General features: G+C 37.8%; 16 protein-coding genes. 2 read left to right on the forward strand and 14 right to left on the reverse strand.

Annotated elements, in window-relative coordinates:
- Window positions 1-236: 236 nt before the first annotated feature.
- From AS4_RS14960 to AS4_RS15010, 11 genes are all read right to left on the reverse strand, one after another.
- The gene (locus AS4_RS14960) at window positions 237-1,259 is read right to left on the reverse strand and encodes a Csu type fimbrial protein (protein WP_096734689.1); all 1,023 of its coding nucleotides are present in this window, start codon (window positions 1,257-1,259) and stop codon (window positions 237-239) included.
- Complete coding sequence (locus AS4_RS14965; protein WP_096734690.1) at window positions 1,256-3,787, reverse strand: fimbria/pilus outer membrane usher protein; 2,532 nt, start codon at window positions 3,785-3,787, stop codon at window positions 1,256-1,258. The genes AS4_RS14960 and AS4_RS14965 overlap by 4 nt, the downstream gene beginning before the upstream one ends.
- A complete protein-coding gene (locus tag AS4_RS14970; protein ID WP_096735543.1) occupies window positions 3,788-4,588 on the reverse strand; it encodes a fimbrial biogenesis chaperone in 801 nt (266 codons plus the stop codon).
- Between the two features lie 19 nt (window positions 4,589-4,607).
- Window positions 4,608-5,123, reverse strand: a complete 516-nt coding sequence (locus tag AS4_RS14975; protein ID WP_096734691.1) for a Csu type fimbrial protein — start codon at window positions 5,121-5,123, stop codon at window positions 4,608-4,610.
- Between the two features lie 11 nt (window positions 5,124-5,134).
- A complete protein-coding gene (locus AS4_RS14980; RefSeq protein WP_096734692.1) occupies window positions 5,135-5,689 on the reverse strand; it encodes a spore coat protein U domain-containing protein in 555 nt (184 codons plus the stop codon).
- Window positions 5,690-5,749: 60 nt separating this feature from the next.
- Entirely contained in the window at window positions 5,750-6,286 is a 537-nt protein-coding gene (locus AS4_RS14985; protein WP_096734693.1) for a Csu type fimbrial protein, read from the reverse strand.
- A gap of 677 nt (window positions 6,287-6,963) precedes the next feature.
- Window positions 6,964-8,229, reverse strand: a complete 1,266-nt coding sequence (locus AS4_RS14990) for a carbohydrate porin (protein ID WP_096734694.1) — start codon at window positions 8,227-8,229, stop codon at window positions 6,964-6,966.
- Between the two features lie 301 nt (window positions 8,230-8,530).
- Window positions 8,531-9,433 carry a hydroxymethylglutaryl-CoA lyase gene (locus AS4_RS14995; protein WP_096734695.1) on the reverse strand — a complete coding sequence of 301 codons (903 nt, stop codon included), beginning with the start codon at window positions 9,431-9,433 and terminating at the stop codon, window positions 8,531-8,533.
- Window positions 9,434-9,435: 2 nt separating this feature from the next.
- Entirely contained in the window at window positions 9,436-10,818 is a 1,383-nt protein-coding gene (locus AS4_RS15000; protein ID WP_096734696.1) for a tripartite tricarboxylate transporter permease, read from the reverse strand.
- A gap of 2 nt (window positions 10,819-10,820) precedes the next feature.
- Window positions 10,821-11,321, reverse strand: coding sequence for a hypothetical protein (locus tag AS4_RS15005; RefSeq protein WP_096734697.1), 501 nt, complete (start codon window positions 11,319-11,321; stop codon window positions 10,821-10,823).
- Window positions 11,322-11,365: 44 nt separating this feature from the next.
- Window positions 11,366-12,643 carry a hydroxymethylglutaryl-CoA reductase, degradative gene (locus tag AS4_RS15010; RefSeq protein ID WP_096734698.1) on the reverse strand — a complete coding sequence of 426 codons (1,278 nt, stop codon included), beginning with the start codon at window positions 12,641-12,643 and terminating at the stop codon, window positions 11,366-11,368.
- Window positions 12,644-12,749: 106 nt separating this feature from the next.
- Here AS4_RS15010 and AS4_RS15015 point away from each other — a divergent pair, with 106 nt between their 5' ends.
- Window positions 12,750-14,135 (forward strand): aminotransferase-like domain-containing protein, encoded by a 1,386-nt coding sequence (locus AS4_RS15015; RefSeq protein ID WP_227548084.1) that lies wholly within the window; start codon window positions 12,750-12,752, stop codon window positions 14,133-14,135.
- A gap of 165 nt (window positions 14,136-14,300) precedes the next feature.
- Here AS4_RS15015 and AS4_RS15020 read toward each other — a convergent pair whose 3' ends face one another.
- The 3 genes from AS4_RS15020 to AS4_RS15030 form a co-directional block, all read right to left on the reverse strand.
- A complete protein-coding gene (locus tag AS4_RS15020) occupies window positions 14,301-14,636 on the reverse strand; it encodes a hypothetical protein (RefSeq protein WP_096734699.1) in 336 nt (111 codons plus the stop codon).
- A 531-nt stretch (window positions 14,637-15,167) separates the two neighbouring features.
- Window positions 15,168-17,003 carry a DUF1302 domain-containing protein gene (locus AS4_RS15025; protein WP_096734700.1) on the reverse strand — a complete coding sequence of 612 codons (1,836 nt, stop codon included), beginning with the start codon at window positions 17,001-17,003 and terminating at the stop codon, window positions 15,168-15,170.
- Window positions 17,004-17,191: 188 nt separating this feature from the next.
- Window positions 17,192-17,782: an RBBP9/YdeN family alpha/beta hydrolase gene (locus AS4_RS15030; protein WP_096734701.1), complete on the reverse strand. Its 591-nt coding sequence runs from the start codon at window positions 17,780-17,782 to the stop codon at window positions 17,192-17,194.
- Between the two features lie 343 nt (window positions 17,783-18,125).
- Between AS4_RS15030 and AS4_RS15035 the strand changes: the two genes are divergently transcribed.
- Window positions 18,126-19,223 (forward strand): OmpW/AlkL family protein, encoded by a 1,098-nt coding sequence (locus AS4_RS15035; RefSeq protein ID WP_096735545.1) that lies wholly within the window; start codon window positions 18,126-18,128, stop codon window positions 19,221-19,223.
- The last annotated feature ends 276 nt before the right edge of the window (window positions 19,224-19,499 follow it).

A 19,499-nucleotide genomic window follows, 5' to 3' on the forward strand; every position in this document is an offset into this window, starting at 1 on the left:
AAAATTATTTAACAAACAAATACAAGAAATTAGCGACAAAACAAATAATACAATGTAAGAAGTTTTTTCAAAAAATTAATCATTCACTTCAGCAATATTTAATATAAAAAATATTTTAAATAAATAAAAAAATATAGCTTAGGTATTTTCAATAGTGTAAATTAATAATTTAATTATATATTATTTTTATAATTAACATCATGATAAAATATCATGATGTTATCGTGGACATATTTTTAAAATTCAACCTGTACAGTTACAGTGTCACTATATTGACCAGCAGGCAGACTCAGTGAATTCGTTTCCAGAATTTTTGTTGTGAAAGCATAACCTTGCTGCGTATTGGCATCATAAATACCAGGATTTGTAGTCGCAACATCGCTCAACCACTGCTCGTTATTTCTTCCCCAACGTTCTGTGCTTGAGTTTTTATAAATCTCATAACTCATATAGTTATTGCCCGTTCCTGACTTCATTGCACGTTGATTGCCATTTTGTGGATAGAGACCATCATTCAGGCTCACTTTATAAGGTGTCTTGACTGAACAGCGTATTCCCATCGAGGTTTTCACTGGTGTAAAGGCATCTGCAAAAGCTGCTGTCCCAAAGTTAACATCATTGGTCGAAATTCGGCAATCTGGTAAAACTTCAATACTCAAATTTAATGAAGCATCACTACCAGTCCCCCACCTAAAACCTCCAATTATTGGTAGACCTCTAGAAAATCCTGGACTTTCAAAAAAGAGTCCGATTCCAATCACAGCAAGTGCAGGCACAGAGTAATACCATTTAACTTTAAATGGTGTTTCAGCTCGGTAGATCCCAGGTGATACCGCTTGTCCTGGATTAATTTTGGCATAAAATGGTAACGCACCATTAGGTCCTGTAAAAAAATTGATAATTGTAAAGCTACTCAAATCCCTTTCTTGCCCCAGATTAATTGGATTACTATTGGTATCCAAATAATTTACAGTAAGGCGTTCACCAGTAACACTATTGATATAGTTTGCTGGCATTTGATCGACCCGATATTTCAAATAAGTCGTATTTGCTAAAGCCAAACTAAATCCACTACAGGATAAACCTGCACTGAATTGCGAAGATTGAACTCCATTTTCTGCCAGAGTAATGGAAGGAACCTTACCAATGGACACATTGCCACTTGAGTTAACACTACAATCTGCATAGCTCTGAGCAGTAATCAATATCAACCCAGAGAATAATAGACCTGCTGGTATTATTTTTTTTAAAGTAATCATGGTTGAGCCACCTCACGACAAACAACTGACTTAATCACAGCAATCTGTTGTTGCGCTTGTTTTAAATCCAACGAAAAGTTTGCTTCACATAGGCTTTGATCTGGCAGTTGCACCCGAATGCTATTTTCTGCACTCAAATCTTCAAGATAAGCAATCCCGTCCATTCCCACATAACTCGATTCTTGATCGGCACGATGTACCACTGCACCCACTGGAATCGCTTGCCCATTGCTTTGCACTAAATACACATTCGCCGCATAAGACTGTTTGATTGGGAAGCCAATCACCACACCTGAACCTCGTTTTGCTGCGATCCGATTTTCAACTTGGGTTGCATTAAAGTTGGAAGGTAAATCGATCGGGTTAATACTGTATTTAGCCGCGTAATAAGGCGTCACTGACGGTACAAAAACATAGCCCTTAGCGTTACTCCGCCCCACCAAACTGTTTTCATAATGTACGGGTACATCTGCAACTTTATTGGTATCAATCAAAGCAAACGACTCACCCAATCGGTTGGCAGCGAAGACATTGCCTGACATCAACACCACCGAACCGGAAAGTCCAAACCAATAGTTGTAATCATTGCTACCCGACATGCCGACATCGGTATTAAAATATTGGTTACGGTAGCTCACGCGCGCTTGATTAAAGTCATCACTGTTTTCATTAAAGCGTCGAGTTAAATCAACACCAACGCCACCATCCAATGGCACACTGCGGTTATAGTTGATATAACCATAATCACCACTGGATTGTTGGCTATAACCTAGATTGGCTGTGGATCGGCTCTTGGAGAATGGAACCGATAACTGAAATGCAGCACTCCACTCTTTTTCTACAAAATCCCGATTGGCACTTAACGACACTGTCGCACCACGCAGATAGGACGGTAATACCGGTGCCCAAGACAGGTTCATCAGTTTATTTTCAATGTCTCGGCTCTTGGTTCGGATATAGGCCACCCCAAAAGTACCCGACTTTTCTGTGGCAAAATAAGTATTGGCAACCAAACTTTTATGGCTGTTGGCTGAAATCAAATCTGTATATTGTAAGCGTGAAAGATCATAATAATCTTGATCGCGCTGAGTATGATTGAGACTAAATCCAAAGCGTTGTTGGTTATAGCTATAACCTAGCGTGTATTGATTTCCCTTAAGGTTTTTATTTCCGTTCAAGTTATTATTTAACTGATTAAGCTCTCCATCAGCCCAGCTCTGGGTTGCCGAACCACTTAATACCCCAAACCGATTCAGCTTAAGTACTGAACCTAGTCCAGCCAACTGAATTGAATCGGAGAGCTCAACTCGCCCTTCAGCCGTGAGCCAATCGTTAATCCCGTAACGTGCATCCGCTGAACTGGCAAATTTGCCATATTCAAAGTTCTTAATCCCATAGTCTTCTCGAATTTGTCCCATAGACACGGAATAATCCAATAACCCTGGTTTAAGCAAAGTATTCGAAATATAAAACGGCACTGAGGTTGCCACCTGACGACCAACACTATCCGTGGTGACAATCACCGCTTCGCCTTTACCATTGATAAACGGAACATTATTTAGAATAAAAGGACCAGATTGAACATCAGTTGAATTGGCTTTCTGTCCGTTAATCAATAAGTCCACGGTGCTCGGTAAAGCGGCTTGTCCTTTAAACTGAGGTAAAGGATAAGTAATCAAATCTGGACGGGTACCAAAATTACGTTGCAACTGTAATCCACCTAAACGCACTGAACTTCCCCATGCGTTTTTACTTCCCGTAATTACATCACCCGCTAAAAATGAAAGTACTCTGACTGGGTCATCATATTGCCAAGTGGTGTCATAGCGACGATAGCCATCATTATCTTGATTTGAGTCGTTTCCAATCCCATCAGATTTAAAATCAGTTTTGCTATAAACCCCTGAATTTCTTAGTACCCCATAAGGTGAGAAAAAGCGTTGCTCTGTAAACAGCGTACTGCTATAGCCACCATTCTCTGGGCGGTAGGTATAAAAGTCATAGTTATTTAATAAACCGATACCCGACTGCGCTGTTTCAGGTTGATACCAAGAATCTAAGCCGCGTATCTGCACCGGCATCCAGCTGGCAGGAAGATCTAGACTAAAATACTGTTGCGCTGAATTGTACTCATACTTTAATTCTGGGATCTGATTGAGACTGACCCAATCTGCAGCCTTGCCCGAAAAGCCGAGTGTAAACACATCCAGATCGGTCAGGTTTTTTTCTGATTGTTGCTGAAGTGCATCCGCAGGCAGCTTAATCTGTAACTCATCCAGTTTCGATTGTTGGATAAAGTAATGATCTCCTTTGACAATGACGGGGATCACCTGTCGTGTCGAATATTGATTGATCACCAAGTCCAGATAGAGCTTAAATAAGCTATTCACTTCTGAAACATCTCGTGGTGGCGGTGGTAAACCATTTGCATACACGTTACAGCTCAGCAATGGGATATTCGCAACCAATATCAATGTCAAGCTTTTGCATAAAAAAGAAGGGGGATTTAACCCTGATAAATAACCCATTTACCCCCCTCCTTCTTTTTTAATCTCAACCAATTCCTGTTTCACCCCTGAACTGTCAACCCCATATAAACTGGTTTGACCACTTAGGCTGTTGAGTAACTTATTGTCCAAATCAAACTTCATGGTGCTGTTTGCCAACACATAGCCAAAGGCGGTTTTGCCAAAAGCCATTTGCTCCGAAGTCGGGGTTAATTTAATGCCCGAAAGTCGTGAAAATTTTGAACCGGTATTTTTAATATAAAGTTCAGGTTTGCCCTGTTCATTATTCTTGACCCACCAACTTAATATCGGTTTCGCCAAAGGATTTTTAGTATTGGCTTTTTGTGAAACTTCAGTTAAACCACTGCCAAGTCCTTTGCCATAGCTAAACAAGGGAATGGAATAACGCATTTGAAAGCTGACGGTCGATGTTTCTTTATCCGTTTCTGGATTCACCTTGATGGGTAATTCATCGACAATAATTCGATAGGCAAGTTCTTTTGCATCAGGTACAGCAGCCGAGCGGGTCAAACGCAACATATGCTTTTCACCTGCCTTAATCTTTGCCACGGGTGGACTCGGAATAACCTCAGTTTGCTCCGCATAAGCATCTTGCTGATTATTCTGATCCCATTTAAATACCCGAATCTGTACCATGGCATCAGAGTTACCAGTATTTTGTAGCCATACCGCAGTGGCTTTTTCGTTTTCTTCAATTTTTGGATAAATTGGCCAGATTAAAAAAGTGGCCTGTGCGAATACCGGTGAAGTGACCATCAATATCGCGGCCGTAGAGAAAGTCCTGCCCGACCATATTTTCATTTTATTTAAGCTCATAGAATCACCATGTAATCGTAATTGCGACCGTGTCTTTATAAAGGCCTGCTGATCGTGGTTGATTGTTATTATTCAAGTCTGCAACGCCGTAAACTGCAAAACCCAGTACGGTGTTCAAAGTAGTGGTTGGTGTCAGTGAGTAAGTACTGCCACTGGCATATTCACCTTGCAAACTACTGTCCTGATAAAGCTGATAAGGTACAAACTCATTCTGCTGGGCATGTTTCATCCGCCGAAAGTTATTTGAAAAGTGATCACCACCATTCAACATCACCTTTACCGGTAGCCGTGCAGTACATTGGATATTCCAGCTTTGCGCAGTATTGATGACGGATCCTTTTAACTGCCCCTGCGCCACAACAGGATGACGACCAAAATCAAGTAACTGTTCGACATTGCTGAGTTTGCACCCATTTTCAATGGTCGCCTGCACTTTAAAACTTGCCGAAGTTACAGGATCAACAGCAAACCCACTTTGAACAATCGAAATCAGCAGAACACTTAAACCTATTTTTTTCATGATTTTGTTCTTTAAAATTCAATGGTAATTGGAATAGTGTCGGTATATTGTCCAAGCGAGACTGACCGACCATTATTAACAGTTTGGCCCATGAGATTAAGCGTTTGCGGCTGACCATTATTGGTCAAAGTAATGATTTGATTAGGCCTTAACGCTTCGCGAGCAGTTCCATATAAGATGTTGTAGGCAAGAAAATCTGTGCCATTACTGATTGCACGAAAATAATTTGCGCCAAAAGGTGCTGGAACCTTGCTGTCATTTTGCCCCGCACCAAAAGAAACTTTTATTGGGGCATTCCCTGGACATTGAATGGTCAAACCCGAGGTAGAACCCTGACTTAAGCTGGTCTCAATCACTTGATTAAATGCAGCTGTGGTTTCTCCAAAGTTCAACTGACCAAAATTCAAACCATTTGTTCCATTACTGACAGACTGATTATTAATCTTGCAGGATGGTTCTAATTCAAGCTGCACATTTAACTTGGCAGCCAACTGCCCAGCACTGGTGAGTGACGATACAATGCTACAAAGTAGCAATCCAACGCATTGTTTAAGTAACAGGTGCATACGTTCCTCCTAAAAACAGGCTTGTTCAACAACAAACCTGTTCACTGTTACGTATACTGATTAGAAATTAACAGTCACCAATAAAGTGTCTGTATAATCACCCTGTGCTTTTGCAGTGCCGTTGTTTGCAGCAATTGCACCAAAGATTGGAACTTCTTGCGCTACACCTGCCGCAGCAGTGAAAGTCTGAGCTGTATTAATGACATATGGATTGGTACGTGCTGCATCACGGTAGACGTTATAATTCACGGTATCCGCAGCAGTCGTATTTTTAAGGCTACGATCAGCGCGTACACCACCATCAATTGCAACAGTAAAGTCAACAGGATTTGCACCGTCACATTCTACAGCGAGATGACCACCTGTCGCTGAAGAAGCAACTTGCCCAGTCAAAACGTTTGACCACTGACCAGAAGTTTTACCAAAATCTAAGGTACCAAATTGGTTCATATTTCCAGTAACAGTAGAACCCTCAACAGTACAACCTGTCGAAACATTCAGCTTGACATCAACTTGACCAGTAACAGCGGCTTGTGTAGTCGCGATATAACCCGTGCTCAACAATGCAGTTAGTGTTAGTTTTGTAAAAATATTCATATTAATTCCCATGATTTGTATTATTTGTTAACTTTTACACGAGAAGTGTGAAAGTATTTACATAATCACATGTGATGAATAAGTGTTCAATAAATCAACTAATTACCAGCACAAAACAAGCTCAACAACTTGTATTAATTTAAATTTTTATTGGAATTATAGAATTAAATTATTATTATATTTAAAACACCAAAAAAATACATTTCACTTAATAAGTTAAGAGAATATAAAGTAAAAAATTAATTTTTTTGTTTAGAAAATTCAAGAATATATGATTTAAAGATAAACTACTGCGCTTATATGATGATTTACACTTGATGGACAACACGACTGAACTTTGAAAATAATGCTTGAGACCTCAAAACGTTAACTTACTTATTGAAAAATATCCCATCATCAGGAAAACCAGAAACATTTTAACAATACTCCAGCATAACGTGTGAATGAATTATTCAAAGTTTGAACCGAAATTAAAAGAGAACATTATTTTTATAAATTAAACTGTGTTGAGATTTTAAATATAATGCTAATACGTTAAGCGTGTGTAAAAATACTTTTATCAGTTATTGTGAAAAAAATAGCTTTTAAAATTTTTGGTATTAAAAGCTATTTTTAAAGATAACTTCATCCTATACAGCAAAGATTAGCAATACTTATCACAAGTTTAAAAAAGGGATTTAAAATATTATTCTCGTCGTTAATCCTAAAACCAAAGCATTATCAACATAATTTGTAGCACCGGGATTGATCACATATTGAATATTTGGGCGAAGCATTGCCCATTTTGTCGGGTAGTATGAATAATTTAATTCAATATTATATTCTGCTGGTTTATTTATTCTATCGCTATGTTTACGATAACGATCACTGACATGAATACGATTTAAACCAAGCCCTAAAATATCGTTCTCACGATTTTCCAATAACCCGATATATTTTAGCCCCACTTGCTGCATATTATCAATTTTATTGGTCGTATCATCATGAAAACTTAAATTCATAAACCCATGTAAACCTTGTTTACCTGATCCTTGACGAGTGAGCTGCTGTTCTGCCACAAACCACACTCCATAAGTATGATCTTGAGCTTCACCTGTCACAATATCTTTTTGATTTTCAATATTGTCTGCAGTGTTATACATCATACCTATACGGTAGCTTCCTGCTAGATTATTTACAGCATTTTTCGGTTGCCAAACCAGTTCAATTGGTGCTGTTATTCCATCTGCATTTGAGCTACTTAAATTCCAGCCTTGATTTTCTTTAATATTGGTTGGATTAAATTCAAAAACAGCAACTTGAGCATAGAGATCAGGATTAATTTGATATTTCAACATACCCGCCCATTGGCTAACCGGTATGTTGTACCAAGAACTGCCCTGCCATTTACCCATTTGCGCTGTACAAAAAGAGGTATTTTGGAAATCACAAGACATTACATTAAAATAGGTTCCCATACCAAATCGACCTAAACGGACACTGATTGATTGATCTTTAAATTGTTTTTCTATAGACAACTCACTTAAACGGCTTTCTTGATTTCCTCGCCCATAACTTGCCTGCACATTTCCCATCTGAGGAGCAAGTGGGTCCGATAGTTGTTGAACTGAAACACTTTGACCTTGTCGTGCAGTCACAAACGTCCGTAGTGAAACACCATCCCAACCCAATAATTTTTCCAAATCTAAAGAACTTCCTAACCACAATTGGCTGGTATAAGTTGGGTCTTGTTGATCGTTATAGCCTCCTTGCGCCAAATAAGCAGTGTCTACAGTAATGTTGGCATCAAACTTAACACCTTGCTCTGCTAAACGCTCTCTACTGCCATTCCAATCTCCCAGTAAATAATCACCTTGTAAATCTAAAACATGTGCAGCATGGCTTTGTGTCAGCGTAAAAATCAATCCTGCACCGCTGAATAACATCTTCATTGTTTGTTTCATTCCATGATCCCTTTGACTTTTTAGGCATGCAAAAAACTGACTCCTATCATTTAATAATAAAAGTTTTAAGCTATACCTTTGTTTTTAATTAAATTTAGCGATAAACAGCTACACGGTTAGATGTAGGTTTACGCCTGCTTTTCCCTGTAGTATTTCATCGTTTGATAGCGATCCATTTGACTCGTAATTTAACGGCAATCTCTGATCAATTACGCCAATTGCAACTTAGTCTGTAGTGACTTAATCAGCCTTTTACTCAATCTATTGAAAATAAAAGCAACACATTGTTATACAATATATTTTAGCTTAACATTTTCGCTGTATATGCCTTTACAAAATGTGATTTATTGTCTCGTTGAAGCACCGATGTAATATAGTTACTTGCTTTTAACATTTCAGAAATATCAATTCCTGTTTTAAAGCCCGATTGTTCCAATAAATACACCACATCTTCTGTAGATACATTTCCTGAAGCCCCTTTTGCATAAGGGCATCCCCCTAATCCAGCAATCGAAGAATCAAAAATTCTAAGCCCCCAATTTAACGACTCTGAAATATTGGCTAAGGCCATACCATAGGTGTCATGAAAATGTCCTGCTACCCTGCCAGCAGGTAAAACATCTAAACAATGTTGCAACAGTTTCCGGACACGTATTGGACTTGCAGTACCAATAGTTTCTCCTAATGAAATTTCATAACAACCAGAGTCAAAGAGTTGTTTTGCAATACTGGCGACTTTTTGGGGAGCAATTGCCCCTTCATAGGGACAATCCACGACACAAGAAACATAGCCACGCACTTTAATTTCGTGATGCTTCGCCATTTCAAAAATGGGTTCAAAACGTTGAATACTTTGTTGAATTGAACAATTAATATTTTTTTGAGCAAACGATTCAGATGCAGCAGTAAAAATCGCAATCTCTTTGCATCCAACTTGAATCGCAGCTTCAAATCCCTGCATATTGGGAACCAATAAACTGAAATCCACCTGCTCAGGCTTTTCAAGTGCAGCATATAAATCTGCACTCCTATCCATTTGCGGAACCCAACGTGGTGAAACACAAGACCCCACTTCAATCGCTTTAAAGCCACTACGGACCAGTAAATTTAAAAATTCTAAGCGTTGGTTAAACTGAATTACAGATTTTTCATTCTGTAATCCATCACGTGCACCCACTTCTACAATTTTAATTGAGTCATTCATACTTAGCCCACCAAAGTAATCAATGGTGGAACTGAGAGAATCGCCATGTAATAGCCCATAAACTGGCAACCTGTATTAAAACCAAAATGCTTTGATAATAACCCACCGACTAAGCCCACTGTGATAATCACCAATACACCGAGAAGAGCCCCTTCCCATAAACTGATCACTAAAATAAGCCCCACAAATGTTGCAATAATTGCCTCATGACTAATGTATTTCGTCACGAATAATGCTGCGCGACGGGCATAATTCATCGCAAATGGATAAGAGACAATCGACGCGATAAAAACTGCGAGTAAGCCATAACCTAAAAACTCCCACTGGCTTAATAAGTGATGTAGATTGTGTCCTTGTGCCCCATTTTCACCTACGGTAAATACAGGAGGCGCATTAAATAATGGTGCAGCTGGTCCAGCAGCAACTGGACTTAATGGTAGGCCAAAAGCGATCAAAGGAATAAGCGCCTCAGCAATGTAGGTAGATTCTGTAACACCATTTTTTGCGCTGAGCGTGGTGGTTAAACGTTGATAGACTTGCTTAAAGCGAGAAGATACAACTTCACCAAGTGCCACCGTCATGGCTACTGGACTAAATACAAAGGTTGCGCTTGAGATCACCGATGTTGCCGCAGTCCATTTTAATTGTTCTTTGTCTAAGACTTTAAATGGATTTGGAAAATAACCCGACCAGCTCTTAACTTCAGGGGCAATCGTAAGTTGATTAACCGATTCACGGCGCATTTTTTTCCGCCCTAAAGGTGAACTCACCATAAATAAATCAGCAATCAGTGGTCCAACAGCAATGCCTAAAAAGTAACTAATCGCTAATTTTGTTTCGAAAATTGCGGTAAAACTTTGTAGTGCTATGATAAGTACAACAAAAGGAATAAGTAGTAGTGTTGATGCCAATTTACCCGGTGAAAAATAAGTAATTAAGATAGCAGCTATTGCAAAAATCCAAGGCGCAAAAGATTTAATTAGCTCTCCAAATGGTGCTAATAATGAAGCAAATAATACAGCACAAGGTACAGCGATAAATGCAGATACAATTGCACCAGAAATCATTTTACGCAACGCAATATGTGGTGCACCAAGCCTACGCATGGCTTCACATTCTGCCATGAGCGGTGCGGCTAAAGTATCGCCCGGGATCCCCAATAATGCGGTTGGAATAGCATGGGTCATATGTTTGGCGACCACTGCCGCCATCCAAAAAGTAAAGACACCAACGGGAGGTGCGCCAAGTAAAATAATGAGCAATGTTAATGGGGCAATGGTTGCTGTTTCATCGGTTCCTGAAATTAAGCCAATTGCTGCAAATAAAACTGCACCAAATAAACCGAAACCAAAAGCAATAAATACTTGATCAAATAATAGTTCCATTTTTATTTACCTTCGCTTTGCTTGCTTTGTCGTGCGTGCTCAACAAATGCTTCGTACAAATTGAGCTCCTTGAGTTCTTGAACAATTTTTTCAGGTAAATCATGAACTGAACCGATTGATTTTTCTTCCATTTCCCATTGTTTTATCAGTGTTTCAAACCATTCCATTGATTCATTGTTCGATTCTAAAATCTCACGTTTTGGTTTAAATAAAATAGAGCAAATAAAGCCAGAGAGAATACATCCTAATAATCCACACAACATGCTATAGGCATGGGCAAGATTTTTATCGTCAACCCATTGCCCCAATAGCCATTTCGAGAGATAGAAACAGCTAATACTTAAAACAGCGCCGATAAAAATAGACTTTAATAGCGCAGGAAAACTTACCGTATCTCCCCATACCTCGACCAACTCATCATTATCTTCATGGGATACTCCCAATTGACAGTGGTGAGTATCCTTCACTGATTTTTTGTTGTCTTGTTGCATAGCACTATCCATTGCTATTTACTCCAATTGTTTCTAAGGTCTAGAAACATAAATAATTAACTGCGTAACGCTGAAAGTAGCTCTAGTGCTCTATCATTCCTTACATCTTGTTCTGCAACCATTTTTTGCACAACAAAATCAACTTCGTGTACTTGAGCGCCAGCAACCACAGCAATGTTTCGTGCATGTAATGCCATATGACCTCTTTGAATACCTTCGGTTGCCAATGCTCGCATTGCTGCCATATTTTGTGCTAAACCCACAGCAGCAATGACTTCTCCAAGTTCACTTGCAGATTCAATATTCAGCATCTGTATTGCGAGTTGTGCCAAAGGATGGGTTTTGGTTGCTCCACCGACCAATCCCACAGCCATAGGTAATTCTATACGGCCAACCAAATGGCCTTGAGCATCTTTCTCCCAGCTACTTAATGAACCGTAGTGTCCATTTTTAACTGCATAAACATGTGCCCCAGCTTCAATTGCACGCCAATCATTTCCAGTAGCGACAATCACAGGGTCAATACCATTCATAATCCCCTTGTTATGTGTTGCAGCACGATAGGGATCAATAACAGCAAATTCGTAAGCCTCTAACATTCGATCAATGACCTCATGACCCGACAATGTTGCTTGCTCAAGTTGATCTGGACGTACAGTCAGCTCAGCCCTCACTAAACGTAAATCTGCGAGATTCGATAAAATACGTAAACGAACTTGACCACCAGTGAGCTTTTCAACCAATGGTGTAACTGTCTCCGCCATTGTATTCACAGTATTTGCACCCATTGCATCACAGACATTCACAATGAGATGCATAACTGCCATAGGACCAACTTTGCTGGATTCAAACAAATGAACTTCAATATCTTTACAACCACCGCCCAAACCAATTAGAAATTTGTCTTTACTATTTGCAAGTTGAATAATGTCATCTTTATGCGCTAACAAAATTTCTTTTACTTTTTCTGCAGACTCGATACCCAAAATTTGTACTTGTGCGCGCATGAGGGGTTCTGTGCTAGAGGTTGTAAAACCTCCATTTTCACGAACGAGCTTGGCCATATAAGATGCCGCGGCAACGATAGACGGTTCTTCAACAACCATAGGTATTAAGTGATCTTTACCATTAATTTTAAAGTTTGTTGCAATACCGAAAGGTAATTCAAATTTACCAATAACATTTTCAATCATGCCATTGGCTAAATCACCATTTAATGCGCCATCTTTCTGCAATAATTGTTGTTGTTGTTCATTTAAACCTGCTATTTTTGCAATCTCATGGAGTCGTTCTGATACGGTTAATTTACGAAAATCAGGTAGTTTAGAATTCATATTTGCTGTCCTATGCTCGTTATGTTCATAGCCGCAATTTAAATGCTCAAATGATTTCTCTCAAGGTACAGTTTTCACGGACAGTTTTTTAGGAAAATTTAAAAAGATGATGGACTCCAATTCAGCACCTCTTTTTGATCAAATCTATCAGATTTTAAAACATCAAATAAAATCACAGTTATATAAGAAAAATGAAAAAATCCCCTCAATACGAAAACTATGTATTCAATATAATGTTTCGAAAAATACCATAATATATGCCTTAGAACGCCTAGTAGATGAAAATCTCATCTATTCAAAACCTGCATCTGGTTTTTTTGTCATGGAACAAAAAGAATTGCCCATGTTTAAAAAATCGACAATAGAAATGCAAAATATAGATGAGCTATGGCTAATGCGTCGTCAACTAGAAACCTTTAATGGCGTGATAAATGTCGGTGATGGTTTTCCAGATTCTTCTTGGTTTGAAGGATTACCTTTAAATAAACTTCTGCAAAAATCACTTCAGGAAAACACCTCAAAACGATTACGTTATGGCTCTAAATATGGGCATGAAGCTTTAAGAGAAACGCTTTCTTTACGACTAAGCCAGCTTAATATTAAGGCCATTCCTGATAATATTTTGCTCACCAGCGGTGTAAACGATGCAATTGATCTGATTATTCGGTATTTTGTAGAATCGGATACAATCGTTTTAGTAGATTCCCCGATTTATTATCCATTATTAAAAAAACTACAGCTGACAAAATGCAAAATCATTGAAATTCCCAGATTGATTGATGGACCAGATTGCCAAATCCTCTCAGAATATTTACAGACAATAAAGCCTAAACTTTTTTTTACCCAAAGTATTTCACACAATCCGACAGGCACCCACATCAGTGTAGATAAAATAAAAATAATCAACAATTTATGCAAAGAAAATAATTGTTTAATCATAGAGAATGATGTGTTTTCTGAATATACGGATATTAAACATCGGTTAAGCTCGCATAGTGATTTTTCAAATCATCTTTATATTGGAGGGTTTTCCAAGATTATTAGTCCTTCAATTCGGGTTGGTTTTATCGTTGGAGAATATCATTTGATCGATAAGCTCTCAGATTTTAAAGCAATTTTACATGTTAATAGTTCTGAATATGCTGAACAATTTATTTGCACTATTTTACAAAGTAAGTTTTATGACCAGCATCTTAATTTTTTTAAGGAAAGTTTAAGGTTCAATAGTTCAATTGCATTGGATAATATTAAAAAATTAGGAGGAACGGTTTTTCACGAAGCTCAAGATTCCTTATATTATTGGACTACTTTTGAAAATCTAGATTTCTCACATAACATTATGAAGAAGTCGATTGAAAACCAGCTTGTGTTCGCGCCTGGTTACATTTTTAGCTTAGATGGGAATAAATATAAGCACTGGACTCGTATAAATGTTGGTATTGCATCTAAGCCAAAGTTTTATGAAAAACTTGCTCTTTTTTTAAATAGTTAAATATTTTTATATCAAATAACGCTTAGTCTTTTTAAAGTATCATCTCGTACTTATTCATCAAAATAAAAAAATCCCATTCGTTCTGGGGTGAAGAATGGGATACGATATGACACTTTAACATGTCGACCGAAAATCGTGAATCTCTGTATACAGTTTGGATCATGACTAAGTCTGAAAAGTATTTCCACTCGGTTTAAGAACATCTCGTTCTTTAACTCTTAAACAAATGCATGGGTCAAATGTCGCAATTGCATCACGAATAAATTCAGCTTCCATTTTATCTACATGGAAGTGGCTTTCTTTATGAACTTCTTCAAACAATGCTTTTAAATCATACTGATCATCACTTAGGCATGTCATCTTAAAATTACTCAATTCAGCATCAATATCTAAACGTATTAATTCGATAAAATGCTGACGTGAAGCATAGCTATTTTCACTATAAAAAAAATGAGTGCTTTCATCTATGCCTTTATGAAACACCATTTCATAAACTTTCATTATTTATTTATATCCAACATTCATATTTCTATTCTTCAATATATCTGTAGGAACCCTTTAAGTTATTCAGATAATGTACATTTTTTATCATTACTCACCATGTTTTGCAAACTTTTACACTTATTTTAATTATAATTAAATACATAAATTATTTAAAAATATTTATTAAAAACAATAATTTAAATTTATATTATTTTTAAAAACCAACTTTTAAATAGAATGCAAATATTGTTATTTAATACATATTTCATGTAATTTATCATTAAATAACAAATGCAATTTTTGATCAATTGAACTGATCATATTTATAGTGATAATAAAGCCTATGCCCTTCAATATTCTTAGCAGCTCCAATAACATCAATATCGATAAGATTGAATAATTTAACGCCATAAACAACAGAAAAGTCAGTTTTTGCCAAAGCTGTATAAGCATTTTCTGTATAAATGAATTAAATATTTATTATTAAAAAGATGCGCTTTATGTTGGATGCCAAACTTTCCAATAAACATGGCATCCAATTTCTGAATGTTAAAAATTAGCTTTTAATACCAACGAAGCAAAATCTCGGTCATCAAGTGTACTAAAATCATTCGAACCAAAAAAATTGGTATAGGCAAGTTCAGCTGTATACTTTTGCTGATAATTCACTGAAATAGTGGCTGCAATACTCATTTGACCTTCTTGAAAATTTTGGCTAAATCCTGCTATATCATGGCGAAATATTACACTTGGTGTGATGACGGTCGCAGGTAAAATATCTTGATAACTTAAAGCCCCTCGTAAACGATAGCCATATGACCATTGCGTAAAAAAACCATCACGATTACAAAAGCGCTCATTCATACGATCAATCACATCATTTGCAAGGTGTGCTGTGCCATAAGGCGTACATTTGTATTCACCTGTTTCAGGATTATAGGCACCAGATGAAAGCTCACTCCGTCCAAATGCACCGACCCGTCCAAAACGATGGTTACCAATATCTGCAATATGATTCACTGCAAACTCTGCCGCCCAATTCAATGCGTTTGCACCCAATATATTGTTTAAACGATCACTCGCACCCAGTGAAAACTGGGTTACAGGCGTTCTTACATAACCTTGTAAATATTGCCCAAATTCAGCCGCAACTCCTGGAGGTGTAAGGGGCGTATCTTTGTCTAAAACTTGAGCATAGACGATATCTGTTCCATTTAATTGCAAGGGTTGATTAGGTTTATGGGTTAATTCGCTAAAAACAGCAGTTGTCCCTACTTTTCCTGCTAGGCTTAATCCATACATTTTAATATTTTCTGGATAAATTGAAAAAAATCGAGCTGTATTAAAATATGCAGGCCCTGATGCAGTTACCGCTGTACCATCAAAATTAGCATTGCGACTGTGATAGTTCGCAAAATATGCGCCAAGTTCAGCATTATTCCAACGAGGTAAAGTTTGCTTTAAAGCAAAACCATATTGCCCACTATTCTTGGCATATCGACTTTCTGCACGTGGAATATAAGTCTGTGCATCTAAAGCAGTTTCAGATAATTTATCTCCTGGTGTAACGGTCAAAATAATCGGGCCACAATTTTCTGGAACAAAATCAGAAATCGCAAAAAACGTCCCACACCCGTCCACCACAGAAGGTCTAAACTTAAACTGATAAAAACCGTCTAATTTAAGGTTTGGTGTTATTCCAGCCTCAAATGAAAACATTTCGACAGGAATGATTCGTTCTTTCGCCTCTCCTCCTGGCCGATTGATTGCAGCATAATCCAAGGCACTGACTGAATTTATACCATTTTGGAAAAACTGCGATTTCCCCCAATTTAAAGTATGTTTGCCTAATTTTAGATTGGCATTTTGACCATTTTCTAAAGCAAAATTTTTCCAGATATAGGCATCCCAAAGATCAATGCCCTTAAATTTAGCTAATCTAGGCCACGCAGAATCATCAAAGGCTTTTAAATCTCCACGACCAGTTTCATAAGCATGGTCATACCAATATTTAGTGCTGAGTACTGCCCCCTGTTGTTGCCCTTTTAAACGAAACTCAGTCAACCCTTTTATAATTTGGGAAATGTTATCATTTTGACTAAAGTTCACATGCCCGTCGTCGCCATTCACATCAACACTTAAACCGTCCTTTCCGATATGATTTGCATCAGGTTTATACACCAACTGATTTGAAGCATCTTGAGTACTCCAATTTGCACCTAGGCTGAGCATGGTACTGGTTTCAAATTTCCAATCCTCATTGATCTCAACACTTGTTGCAGACACTTTTGAAATACTTAAGCACAGCACTAAACAGACACTCAGCTTTTGAGTGAAAATAATCGTGTGTTTCACGTTATTGCTACATATCACATTTTGCATCATTCGATCTCCATATCGATATGATTTAATTCGATTTAACTCCATAAATAGCCATATTGACTATTTTGAAATATGTTTGTTTTTTTAATTGTTTAATCTGTTACCTATACTGCTGAGCAATGTTGTCTTAAAACGGCGTGTAAATTGAACCAAGTAAGTTCTAAATAAATTCCACTATAAAAGTCTAAAAGCTAAGCGATACATATCGAATCATCCACTTGGTCTAATTGTTGAATAAATTGTTCAGCTTGTGCCCAATACCCATATCCAGCAGCAGGATTGAGATGCCCCACTTCACCTAAACTCACCAATCGGCTGCCCCATGTTTTTGCCATAGTCCTAACAGCCTCGTAACTGGCTAAATGGTCATTGGTACTTGCGACCACAATGCTTGGAAAAGGCAAAATCTTGTTAGGTAAAGGATTCCATCCTTGCTGTTTTAGCATTGCAGAACTTGGATAGTTTTCAGGCCATTTGGCCGATAAATCGGGTGGTGTCACCAACAAAGCCCCTTGAATATTGTGTTGATACAGAGCTGCCCAGTGAACGGTCATTAATACCCCTGCACTATGTGCAACTAAAATCACAGGACCATCAATTTCTGCAAGTTGTGCTTGGATCGCTTTAACTCTTTTTATGCAGTTGAGTTTGTCTGTTTCTAATGCAGGGACAGATCGTACCTTGACCAGCCTTTGCTCCAATAAGGTTTGCCAATGTTCAGCAACATGGTCACGTAAACCAGGAACAATTAAAACGGTTGCCTTTGTCTGTATTTTTTCCATTGATCTACCTTTAATTTTAAGTGAATGAATGAAGATGAATTCTATAAATTGCTTATTCACAATACGGTTTAGTTGATTTTGGTGATGTACATTTGATGACAACCTCTTTTCATTTGATGACAAATGACCGCTGCAATACAGCATTCGAGCATGTGTAAAAAAAATTATAAGATATTGATTTTATTATTTTATTTTAAATTTCACTGATTTTTTCATTAAAGTTTTGAATATTATTGATGAAATCAGTGAGATTGCTTTAACCAATGCCAACTTTAATAATGAGGCTGTGTTTCAGAAAGGATCCGCTGAAACCATAAAAAAAGTGAACTACAAGGGAATTAAAATGAATCAAATTTGTAGAATAGCTATGCCATTGGCATGTCTATTAACAACTCATTTATGTTATGCGGATTCTACAACTTATAAACGCTGGGCTGTCAGCGCGGGCTGGATGCATGTCATGCCTCAAGGCAAAGCCAACTCAACACATGTAACGACCAGTGTTGTAGAAGGTGGCAGCTATGGCGTTGGATCATCATTATGGGGAAGTGATATTGCCAACTACGAAACCAATGCATCTGAAATTAAGGGAATGGGCGGACTTTTATTAAATACTTTTATCAAAAATGGTAAAGCAGACCCCAATTATAAAGTTCCAACAAGTCTCATGACAGGAGCCAGATCGGATATCACAGGTATTTCTGATTATACCGCTCAAGGTGGGATGGAAGTCGCGGATACCGATACATTAGGCTTAACCTTAAGCTACTTTGTAAATGATCATGTATCTCTTGAATTAGTCGGTGGTATTCCACCAAAAATTGATATTGACGGCGTTGGAGAAATTAGAGCTTCGGCACTCTCCACTGCCAATACCCCCGGAAAAGGTACACCACCGACCTATTTAAATGGTTTAAAACTGCTAAAAGATACCTTAATTACCGATCTTGGTGCACATGGCAAAGTTGCAGAAGTGACTGCATGGACGCCTGCAGCAACAGTCAAATATCATTTTGACGCTTTAGGACAAACTAAGTTCCGACCATTCGTTGGGGCGGGTGTTGTATATGGTCACTTTAATAAGTTAAAGCTCAATGGCGGTGTAGAACAAGACCTTATTCAAGCAGGTTATATGATTGATAATATCCTCAATGATCGAGCGGGTGAAGCATTGCAAGGTGGTCAAGGCAGTTCAACAGCAACACCAAAAGTTAAAGTTAAAACCAGTGATGCCTTTGCACCGGTACTCACAGCAGGTTTTACCTTTGATTTAACCGATCGTTGGTTTACCACTGGATCTTTAAGTTATATGCCAAACTTTAATAATGTAGCAACTGTGACTGTCACAGATACATCGACAGGTACCCAATTGATCAAGTCCACGACAAAAATTGATTTGGATCCTTTGGTCACATATCTTGGGGTAGGCTATCGTTTTTAATTAAATGGATTGATCGTAGCCCTATATCTCTACCAACCATTTAATTTTAAAAATATTGTGTACTAAATATCTACAATCCGATATGAGTCGCAATGCCCCATCTAAAAGAATTAATGTGTAAGCAATATCCCTAAGTTGTGTCGCACATTAATACGTTTTAAAAGGCTGTTCTTTACTCCATAAAGTGCAGTCCTTTTAAAACACTCCTCTTTGTTAAACAAATTTGATACTCTATTTCTATGGTCTCAATGTGTAATGAATTGAGATACTTTTTAA

The organism is Acinetobacter guillouiae, from assembly GCF_002370525.2.
Classification (GTDB): Bacteria; Pseudomonadota; Gammaproteobacteria; order Pseudomonadales; family Moraxellaceae; genus Acinetobacter; species Acinetobacter guillouiae.

Coding starts and splice junctions, on each gene's coding strand:
- AS4_RS14985 (WP_096734693.1), bottom strand. CDS start 6,286: ATGAATATTTTTACAAAACTAACACTAACTGCATTGTTGAGCACGGGT.
- AS4_RS15000 (WP_096734696.1), bottom strand. CDS start 10,818: ATGGAACTATTATTTGATCAAGTATTTATTGCTTTTGGTTTCGGTTTA.
- AS4_RS15030 (WP_096734701.1), bottom strand. CDS start 17,782: ATGGAAAAAATACAGACAAAGGCAACCGTTTTAATTGTTCCTGGTTTA.
- AS4_RS14980 (WP_096734692.1), bottom strand. CDS start 5,689: ATGCACCTGTTACTTAAACAATGCGTTGGATTGCTACTTTGTAGCATT.
- AS4_RS14965 (WP_096734690.1), bottom strand. CDS start 3,787: ATGGGTTATTTATCAGGGTTAAATCCCCCTTCTTTTTTATGCAAAAGC.
- AS4_RS14970 (WP_096735543.1), bottom strand. CDS start 4,588: ATGAAAATATGGTCGGGCAGGACTTTCTCTACGGCCGCGATATTGATG.
- AS4_RS15015 (WP_227548084.1), top strand. CDS start 12,750: ATGATGGACTCCAATTCAGCACCTCTTTTTGATCAAATCTATCAGATT.
- AS4_RS14990 (WP_096734694.1), bottom strand. CDS start 8,229: ATGAAACAAACAATGAAGATGTTATTCAGCGGTGCAGGATTGATTTTT.
- AS4_RS14960 (WP_096734689.1), bottom strand. CDS start 1,259: ATGATTACTTTAAAAAAAATAATACCAGCAGGTCTATTATTCTCTGGG.
- AS4_RS14975 (WP_096734691.1), bottom strand. CDS start 5,123: ATGAAAAAAATAGGTTTAAGTGTTCTGCTGATTTCGATTGTTCAAAGT.
- AS4_RS15025 (WP_096734700.1), bottom strand. CDS start 17,003: ATGATGCAAAATGTGATATGTAGCAATAACGTGAAACACACGATTATT.
- AS4_RS15005 (WP_096734697.1), bottom strand. CDS start 11,321: ATGGATAGTGCTATGCAACAAGACAACAAAAAATCAGTGAAGGATACT.
- AS4_RS14995 (WP_096734695.1), bottom strand. CDS start 9,433: ATGAATGACTCAATTAAAATTGTAGAAGTGGGTGCACGTGATGGATTA.
- AS4_RS15020 (WP_096734699.1), bottom strand. CDS start 14,636: ATGAAAGTTTATGAAATGGTGTTTCATAAAGGCATAGATGAAAGCACT.
- AS4_RS15010 (WP_096734698.1), bottom strand. CDS start 12,643: ATGAATTCTAAACTACCTGATTTTCGTAAATTAACCGTATCAGAACGA.
- AS4_RS15035 (WP_096735545.1), top strand. CDS start 18,126: ATGAATCAAATTTGTAGAATAGCTATGCCATTGGCATGTCTATTAACA.